8 protein-coding genes are annotated in these 8,262 nt (G+C 71.8%); 2 read left to right on the top strand and 6 right to left on the bottom strand.

The window, feature by feature from the left end; genetic code table 11:
• Together ACWDX9_RS32875 and ACWDX9_RS32870 are read left to right on the top strand one after the other, a co-directional pair.
• Window positions 1–1,593: helix-turn-helix transcriptional regulator (locus tag ACWDX9_RS32875; protein ID WP_449960775.1), on the top strand; the 1,593-nt coding region annotated here is incomplete at its 5' end.
• 366 nt (window positions 1,594–1,959) lie between these two features.
• A complete protein-coding gene (locus tag ACWDX9_RS32870) occupies window positions 1,960–2,736 on the top strand; it encodes a sigma-70 family RNA polymerase sigma factor (RefSeq protein ID WP_449960772.1) in 777 nt (258 codons plus the stop codon).
• Window positions 2,737–2,937: 201 nt separating this feature from the next.
• Here ACWDX9_RS32870 and ACWDX9_RS32865 read toward each other — a convergent pair whose 3' ends face one another.
• The 6 genes from ACWDX9_RS32865 to ACWDX9_RS32840 all read right to left on the bottom strand — a co-directional run bounded on the left by ACWDX9_RS32865 (window position 2,938) and on the right by ACWDX9_RS32840 (window position 8,262).
• Window positions 2,938–3,459 (bottom strand): carboxymuconolactone decarboxylase family protein, encoded by a 522-nt coding sequence (locus tag ACWDX9_RS32865; protein ID WP_364264592.1) that lies wholly within the window; start codon window positions 3,457–3,459, stop codon window positions 2,938–2,940.
• 308 nt (window positions 3,460–3,767) lie between these two features.
• On the bottom strand, window positions 3,768–4,220 hold the full coding sequence (locus ACWDX9_RS32860) for a DUF2690 domain-containing protein (protein WP_449960770.1): 453 nt from the start codon (window positions 4,218–4,220) through the stop codon (window positions 3,768–3,770).
• Window positions 4,221–4,308: 88 nt separating this feature from the next.
• Entirely contained in the window at window positions 4,309–5,535 is a 1,227-nt protein-coding gene (locus ACWDX9_RS32855) for an MFS transporter (RefSeq protein ID WP_449960768.1), read from the bottom strand.
• The gene (locus ACWDX9_RS32850) at window positions 5,532–6,767 is read right to left on the bottom strand and encodes an ATP-grasp domain-containing protein (RefSeq protein ID WP_449960765.1); all 1,236 of its coding nucleotides are present in this window, start codon (window positions 6,765–6,767) and stop codon (window positions 5,532–5,534) included. The genes ACWDX9_RS32855 and ACWDX9_RS32850 overlap by 4 nt, the downstream gene beginning before the upstream one ends.
• The gene (locus tag ACWDX9_RS32845) at window positions 6,764–7,324 is read right to left on the bottom strand and encodes a cupin domain-containing protein (protein ID WP_449960763.1); all 561 of its coding nucleotides are present in this window, start codon (window positions 7,322–7,324) and stop codon (window positions 6,764–6,766) included. Before ACWDX9_RS32845 ends, ACWDX9_RS32850 begins: the two co-directional genes overlap by 4 nt.
• The gene (locus tag ACWDX9_RS32840; protein WP_449960760.1) at window positions 7,324–8,262 is read right to left on the bottom strand and encodes a hypothetical protein; all 939 of its coding nucleotides are present in this window, start codon (window positions 8,260–8,262) and stop codon (window positions 7,324–7,326) included. The genes ACWDX9_RS32845 and ACWDX9_RS32840 overlap by 1 nt, the downstream gene beginning before the upstream one ends.

The raw sequence follows: 8,262 nt of genomic DNA, 5'->3' as shown, positions 1-8,262 counted from the left end.
GCCGCGGCCTTCCTGGAACGGGCGGTCGGGCTCACCCCCGACGCCCGGCGCCGGGCCGAACGCGCGCTCGACGCCGCCCGGGCCAAGCACCTGGCCGGCGCGCTCGAGTCCGCGCTGGCGCTGCTGGCGGTGGCCGAGGCCGGGCCGCCGGACGAGCTGCGCCGCGCCAAGGCCGAATCCCTGCGCGCCGAGATCGCCCTGACCTCGAACCGCGGCACCTCCGCCCCGGCGATCCTGCTCAAGGCCGCCAAACAGCTCGAACCACTCGACATCGGCCTGTCCCGCGACACCTATCTGCAGGCGCTGCTCGTGGCGATCGGCGTCCTGCCCAGTTGGGACGGCATCATCGAGGTGGCGGCGGCCACTCGCGAGGCGCCACCCGCGCCCGGCGCGCCCCGCGCCGCGGATCTCGTCCTCGAAGCCCTCTCCCTGTCCTACACGCAGGACACCCTGACGGCCGAACCGGCCCTGCGGCGTGCCGTGGACGCCATCATGAGCGAGGAGACCCCGCCCGCCGAACAGCTCCGGTGGGTCTGGTTCGTCAACTTCTCCGTCATGAGCCGGTGGGACGACGAGGCCGGTCGCGACCTGACCCGGCACTACCTCCGCCTGATCCGCGGCTCCGGCGCGCTCGCGCTGCTGCCCCTGGCGCTCAGCCTGTCCACGATGCTGTTCCTGTTCGAGGGCGACCTGGCGGAGGCCCAGACCCAGAACGAGGAGGCGAAGGCGAACGCGGTCGCCGCCGACGTCTGGACCACCTCGGGAGCGATGGTGCAGACGGGCGGCGACCTCGGCCTCGCGGCGTGGCGGGGAGACGAGGAGGAGACCGAGCAGCTCGCGGAGATCATCGCGAAGGAAGGAGCGGTCCGCGGGGAGGGGCGGACGCTGGAGATCAGCCATTGGGTCCGGTCCGTCCTCTACAACGGGCTCGGCCAGTACGAGAAGGCGCTGGAAGCCGTGCTGCAGGCCGGCGTGGACCACCGGGCGCCGGGCGGCTGCGGGGTCCAGTGGGCACCCCTCGAACTCGTCGAGGCCGCCGCGCGTACCGGCCGGCACGACCTGGCCGCCCGTACGCTGGAACGGCTCTCCCGCTCCACCCGGGCAGGCGGCACGGACTGGGGCCTCGGCCTCGAGGCCCGCTGCCGGGCGCTGCTCTGCGAAGGAGAGCAGGCCGACCGCCTCTACCGCGAGGCCATCGACCGGCTCGGCCGCACCCGCATGCGCGTCGACCTCGCCCGCACCCACCTGCTCTACGGCGAATGGCTCCGCCGCGAACGCCGCCGCGTCGAGGCCCGCGAGAACCTCCGCACCGCCTTCGACCTGTTCACCGGGATCGGCATGAAGGCCTTCGCCGACCGGGCCGCACGCGAGCTCCAGGCCACCGGGGAGACCGCCAGGAAGCGGAACGTCGAGACCACGGAGCAGCTCACCCCGCAGGAGGCGCAGATCGCCAGGCTGGCCCGTGCCGGCCTGACCAACAAGGAGATCGCGGAGCGCCTGTACGTCAGCCCGCGCACCGTCGAATACCACCTGCGCAAGGTCTTCACGAAACTCGGCGTCACCTCCCGCCACCAGCTCGACGACATTCTCTGAGTTCGCCCCTCCCCAATCGGAGGTACGTCGCCGACCGGCTCTGCCCGCGTCCCGTACGGGCCGGCCGCCCGGTGACTCCCGGGGCTGACCGGCTCCTCACCGGGGACGCTGGCCAGGCATCTCCCTGATGCGACCGCGGCACCCGCCCGGCCACAGTGTGTGGTGTCGGCGACAGGCGCCCGCCGACAGCCCTCGCCTGAACCACCCGATTCCGGGACACCCGCACCACCCACGCCTACTCAAGCGCGCCGAGATCACCACCGCCTCGCCGAGGCGTGCCTCCCCATCACCAGCATCCGCCGCGACTTCATGCTGCTCAACCCCGCCGTCGCCCAGGCGACCGCGGTTCCTCGGAAAGGACAACTCATGAGCACCACCACGGAGGCGCGCGTGAGCATGCATCCTGACGGACCAGACCACTCGAACTCCCTCGACCAGGCCGCCGCCACCTTCGTCGAGGTGCGTCCCCGCCTGTTCGGCATCGCCTACCGGATGCTCGCAAGCTCGGCGGAGGCCGAGGACATCGTCCAGGAGACCTGGCTGCGCTGGCAGAACACCGAACGCTCGGCCATCGCCAACCCGGCGGCGTTCCTGACCCTGATCACGACGCGGCTGTCCATCAACGCCGTGCAGTCCGCCCGGGCCCGCCGCGAGACCTACCTCGGCCCCTGGCTACCCGAGCCCATCGACACCGGCGCCGACCCCGCCGCCGGAGCCGAGCGAGGTGAGGCGCTCGAACTCGCCCTGCTGTTGCTGCTGGAGAAGCTCACCTCGGCCCAGCGGGCCGCGTACATCCTCCGTGAGGCCTTCGTCTATCCCTACGAGCAGATCGCCGAGATCATCCAACTCAGCCCGGCCAACGTCCGCCAGTTGGTGAGCCGCGCCCGCAAGCACCTGAGCGCCACCCGGCGCGGGGCGATCGGCACCGACGAACGCCGCCGCCTCCTGTCGGCCTTCCTCGACGCTTCCCAGGAGGGGAACCTGACGGCCCTGGAGAACCTCTTCGCCGAAGACGTCGACGGCAACGGCGTCAGAGGGACGGTGCTGCTTCCACTGACCGGGATCAACCGGGAGCGGCACGGTTCACCGCGACGAACCCGCCGCACCTCCGGCCGCGCGCCGTCACCGCGGGGGCCGAGGTGAACGGCCGCGCGTCCCCGGCATGCGGCGGAGTCCGCCGTTCACCCCATCGCCCGCCAAGGCGACAACCCCCTCAGAAGCGTCGGCACCAGGGTGCGGCTCACCCTCGAGTGCCGAGACCTGACCGCCCCGAGAAGCGCGCCTTTCTGGTCGGCGCGCCGAGACCGGGGATCGGGATCGCGCCCTCCACCGTCCGGGAGATCCTCAGGCGGGAAGGTCTTGAGCCGCCACCCGAGCGGACGTCCACCACATGCTCCGGCTCCCTACGGCCGCCGCTCCACGGACGTCCGCGTCGGGCGGCGCGCCGCTGCCCTCCAGGCGGGTGGTGATCGCGATCCGGTTGTGCGCGTTGATCACTGTCGCGGCCCAGATCAGCGCCGCCAGCTGCGTCTCCTCGAACTGCCTCGCCGCCTCGGCGTACACCTCGTTCGGGACCTGCCCCGCGAAGACGAGGGTGATCGCCTCGGTCAGCGACAGCGCGGCGCGCTCCCTGCCGTTGAAGAGCTTGCTGTTCCGCCAGGCCCGCAACTCGCGGATGCGCTGCTCCCCTTCCCCCATGGCCCGCGCGTCCTGGGTGTGCCGGTCGAGCGAGAGGGAACAGCCGTTGATCTGGGACGCGCGAATCTTGATCAGCTGGAGCAGTCCCGGCGCGATGTCGGCCGCCTGCGCCGCGGCCAGAGCGGCCTCGTGCAGGGCGCTCATCGCGCTGGAGACTTCGGGGGTCACGTTCTTGATCGCAATCCGCGGGGCAATCGTGGCTACAGACATGTCGTGACTCTCATCTCGCTCGTTGAAGCTCTTTCAAGCAAGGACGGGCGCAGCAACGATGTGGCGATATGTCCCCCTCTCCGTCCCGCTCGAGAGCGCGCCCCCGGCACCAGGCCCTGCGCGCGCCCTCCGTACTGCATGGGATACGCGACATCGGCCGTCCCGGTTCGCACCACGGATCTCACCGAGGGCGCGCTCGATCGGGAGCACAGGTCAGAGGTCCGTCCCGGCCGGCCGGGACCGTGAACGATTCCCCGGAGTGCCGCTCAGCCGCACGCCTTCGCGGTGCCGCCGGAGCCGGTCCGGACGCTGCGGCGGCCGGGGTTCCACTCCACCTCGACCCTGCCCCAGGCGCAGGTTCTGGGGGCTCGGAGCATGTTGCCCCAGTGACGGCCGTTGTTGCCCGGCTTGAAGTCGTACGCGTCCCTCCTGTTGTCCGCCGTGTACACGTAGATGGTGCCGCTCGCCTTGGAGTCGGTCCTGATCTCGACCCAGTTGGTCCTGCACCGGGGGGACCACCAGAGGTGGATCCGCCCGGCGGCCCCGCGGGGCTGATGTCTGACGAGCGTGCCGGTCCGCACCACCTGGGCGGAGTTCCAGCAGCCCGTCTCGGCCGGGTCCTGGTGGTCGTACGCAGTGGCCTGCGCGTACGCGGGAGCCTGCGCCGGCAGGACCGCCGTCATGGCGGCCACGGCGATGGCCGCAACTCGAAGCTGCACGAGGAGTCGACTCCTTACCTCGAACGACAGATGAAGAACGCCGAGGTTCAGAATAACAGAGCGCGTGCTCCAAAATTGCGGACCGTGACTACCGCGGCACGAGGTCGCGGACCCCCGCGCGCATGCCGAGACAGGCGAGCACGCCGAGACCCGCGCACATCACCCAGACCGCGCCACCGACGTACTCGAACAGCGCCGTGCCGACGCTGGGGCCGACGGCCCAGCCCGCTGTCTGGCAGGTGGACAGCGCGCCGATGTAGCGGCTCCGCAGGGCGGGCGTCGGGGCGGCGAGGGCCGGATACGCGCCGATGGACGGGGCGCTGATGATCTCTCCCAGCGTCCAGACGACGGCTCCGAGGATGAAGACCCACGGGCCGAAGGGCAGGCCGAACAGGCCCAGGCCGATACCGAGGAGGAGGCAGCCGGCGGCGACGGTGGCCCGCATGGAGAAGCGCTGGATGAGGGTCGTCAGCGGCAGTTCGACGAGAATCACGAGCGCGCCGTTGAGCGCGACGACCGCGCCGTAGAGCGCGGTCGGGTAGCCGCGTTGCTGCACCTCGAGCGGCAGCGTCGACTGGTACTGGACCTCGGCGACCGCCGTGATGAACATCCCGGCGAGGAACAGCAGGAACCGCCGGTCCCGCAGCAGGTCACGGTAACGGGCGGTGTCCTCGGGCGCGGCGGTGTCCTCGCGTGCGCGATGCCCGGCCCCGGCCGGCATGACGAGCAGGACGACGACGGCGAAGAGCAGGTCGACGACGGCGTTGACGACGAAGACCACCTGGTACGAGTACGCGGCGGCCAGCCACACGCCGAGCAGCGGCCCGATGGCGGCGCCGAGGTTGAGCCCGAACCGGCTGGCGGCCGAGGTCATCACGAGCCGCTGCGGCGGCGTCAGCTCGGCGAGCATCGTCGCCGCGGCCGGGCGGTACATCTGCCCGAACGCGCCGGCCGCGAAGCTGGCGATCAGCAGCGGGACGATCGCCGTCACGGCGGCGAGCCCCGCGGTGAAGAAGCCGCACAGCAGCATCGACCACACGATCACCGACCGCGCGCCGAGCCTCCCCGTCACGCTGCCGCCGACGAACGTCCCCACGATCGACCCCACCCCGAACCCGGTGAGGACGAACCCCGCCTGCGCGGGGCTGTAGCCGATGCCCGTCAGGTATAGGACCAGGAAGAGCGCGACGAAGCTCCCCATCCGGTTCAGCGCGATGCCGAACAGCAGCACGATCGCCGGCCGCGGCAGCTCGCGCAGCGTGCGGATCACTCCGGCGGGAGCCTCGTCGGCGGGTGCCTTCGACACGTCGGTCATGCGGGGCTCCACGTGCAGCGCAACGCCGCCAGCGCCCGGTCGAGCGCGGCGGACAGCTCCTCACGGGTGGCCGCGGCGGCGGTGGCGAAGGCGACGCGGCCCTCCATGAGGTCCTTGTGCGGCAGCAGGACGACCTCTCCCGGGCGGACGAGCGGGACGGCCAGGTCCGCCTCCGGCGGCAGGCCGGACTCGTCGAAGGCGATCTCCTCGACGCGGGTCTCGTGCCACGGCGGGTAGGCGAACCTGATCCCCGCGCAGAGCGCGCGCGTCCGCGTGAGCTCGGGGGCGTCGCCGCACGAGACCGCCGCGAGGGCCAGGCCCGGGTCCACGCCGGAGGCGCTGTGGCACAGGTACGAGATGAGGTCACCGCCGAGCCGGCCGTTGATCTCGATGAGCTTCGGGCCCTCGTCGGTGAGCTTGAGCTCGGTGTGCGTGGCGCCGGTCGCGTACCCGATGGCCGCGTGGACCTGGGTGAGGAAGCGGGTGATCGCGGGGTCGCCGAGCAGCGGGTCGTCCCCGCGCGTCCAGTGGCCGGTCTCCTCGAAGTACGGCGCGTAGCCCATCTCCTTGTGCGAGACGAAGACCGGCAGGACCCGGCCGTCCCGTACGACGGAGTCGACGCCGATCTCCTCCCCGGCCAGGTACTCCTCGATCAGCACGGAGCGGTCCGGGGATCGCAGATCGGCGGCCGGGAGGCAGTGCGCGGAGCCGAAGTGGTCGGCCAGTTCCTCGCCGTCGCGGACCAGCGCGACGGCCTGGCTCGCGACCCCGGCTCTGGGCTTGATGACGACCGGATAGCCGAACTTCTCCGCCACGGCACACGCCTCGGCCACGTCGGCGACCGGCTCCGACTGTGGCTGCGGCACGCCGCGCGCGGTGAGGGCCGAGCGGGTGACGTGCTTGTCACGGCAGGCGCGGGCCGCGTCGGGGCCAGGGCCGGGCAGGCCGACGGCCGCCGCGGCGAGCGCGGTGTCGACGACGTGGTCCTCGGCCCACGTCATGACCCCGTCGACGGCGCCGTCCGTGGCGCCTCTGGCCACGACGTCCCGGACGGCGGCCACGATGCCGTCCGCCGTCATGCCGGGTACGACGCTGACCCCGGAGACGTACGGCGTCTCCCACTCGGCCGGCCGGCCGATGACGAGGTGGACGTCGTAGCGCTCGCCGATCCGGCGCAGCATGAACTCCCGGTACAGGCGCGGCCCCGTCCCCACGACGACGAGCCGCTTCATGACGGCCGCTCCGCGCCGATGCCGACGAACGCCATCAGCGCCGGTGTCTCGGCGCGGTTGTGCCAGGCGTGCCGGGTCCCCTGCTGAACGACGCAGGCGCCGGGGGTGAGCCGAACCTCGTCGCCGGAGTCGAGTTCGAGCCAGAGCTCGCCTTCGAGGCAGATGCCGTAGTCGAGGGTGTCGGTGGTGTGCATCCCCGGCGGGTCGCCGGGTTCGAAGACGTCCATCAGCCCGGGGAGCCGCTCCTCGACCTCCGCGTCGATCTCGGCCTGGTCCTCGGGCGACGACGCGGACGGCAGTCCGACGATCGCGGACGCGGGCGGGAAGCGCACGAGCAGCAGCCGCGTCCCGCCGGCTCCGGCGAAGAACGGCAGCGTGATCGGGTCGGCGGCCTTCGGTCCGACGGTCGCGCCGCCGTCGGGGCTGCCCCACAGCAGGTACATCTCCTGGCCGGGCAGCGCGCGGGCCGTGATCGGCGCGACGGGCGTGTCACGTACGATCACCGCCGCGCCGTCCGGGCCGAACCCGGTCACGACCAGGCGTGGATCGATCGCCATCAGGCTCCCCCTTGTCCCCGCAGCCGTTTCAGCGTGTCCTCCTCCGCCGCGCGGAGTTCCGCGCATGCCGCGGCCACGCGGAACGCGTCCACCTGGCCGATCGCCTTGCCGATCATCAGCTGGTTCCTGATGTCCCTGCACCGGCCGACGAGGTCCGCGAGCGCGGGCTCGACGTCCGCGTACGCCGGTTGCCGCGCGGCGAACTCCCGCAGGCAGGCCCGCGACCCCTCATACACCGAAAAAGCGTCATAAAGCAGGGCGATCGTCCGCGCCGGCGTGATCCACCGCGTCCCCAGCAGGTCCGCGACCCCCTCCAGCAGCGCGTACGTGTCGTCGTACGTCCGCAGCACCTCGGAGAACGCCGCCGACGCCCCGGTGACCGCCGCCGCCGCGTCGTACGGGCCGGCCGGGAACCAGCTGACGTGCCGCAGCTTCCCGTTGTCGTACGCCGCGGCGATGACGTCCTCGGGGTAGGCGTACCGGCACAGCACGCTCGCCCGGTTGTCGTCGAGGATCGACCAGTGCCCGTCCGCGTACGAGGTGAGCGTGATCGTGTGCACGACGTGGTCGGTCCGGTACTCGGGGGTGTGCGGGAGGTAGTAGACGTCCACGAACAGGATCACGTAACCGGCGCGCCCGGCCGTGTCGATGACGAGCTCGCGCGCCTGCGCGTAGGTGTCGAACGGGACGTACTCGCGGGCGATCCCGACGCGGGCGAGGGCGGCGGGGTCGAGGAGCTTGCTCTGGAAGTCGTATTTCGGGCGGCCGAGGCGGATGACCTGGTCGGCGATGTCGTCGCCGCCGACCAGGCAGTTGTAGAAGACCAGCGGCAGGTCGGGAACCCGCTCGGCGAGCATGACCATGGCCTGCCGCTGGTAGCAGTTGAGGAACGACCGGTCGTATAACTGGTGGTCGTAGTCGTAGACGTCGTCCTTCAT

It is taken from the genome of Nonomuraea sp. NPDC003201 (genome assembly GCF_053590415.1).
Note: the sequence above shows the minus strand (reverse complement) of the source record. Positions and strands in the feature narration are given on the sequence as shown.

What these genes read in the sequence shown, in the direction of transcription:
- ACWDX9_RS32870 (WP_449960772.1), top strand. Translation starts at nt 1,960, where the DNA reads ATGAGCACCACCACGGAGGCGCGCGTGAGCATGCATCCTGACGGACCA.
- ACWDX9_RS32855 (WP_449960768.1), bottom strand. Translation starts at nt 5,535, where the DNA reads ATGACCGACGTGTCGAAGGCACCCGCCGACGAGGCTCCCGCCGGAGTG.
- ACWDX9_RS32850 (WP_449960765.1), bottom strand. Translation starts at nt 6,767, where the DNA reads ATGAAGCGGCTCGTCGTCGTGGGGACGGGGCCGCGCCTGTACCGGGAG.
- ACWDX9_RS32845 (WP_449960763.1), bottom strand. Translation starts at nt 7,324, where the DNA reads ATGGCGATCGATCCACGCCTGGTCGTGACCGGGTTCGGCCCGGACGGC.
- ACWDX9_RS32840 (WP_449960760.1), bottom strand. Translation starts at nt 8,262, where the DNA reads ATGAAGGACGACGTCTACGACTACGACCACCAGTTATACGACCGGTCG.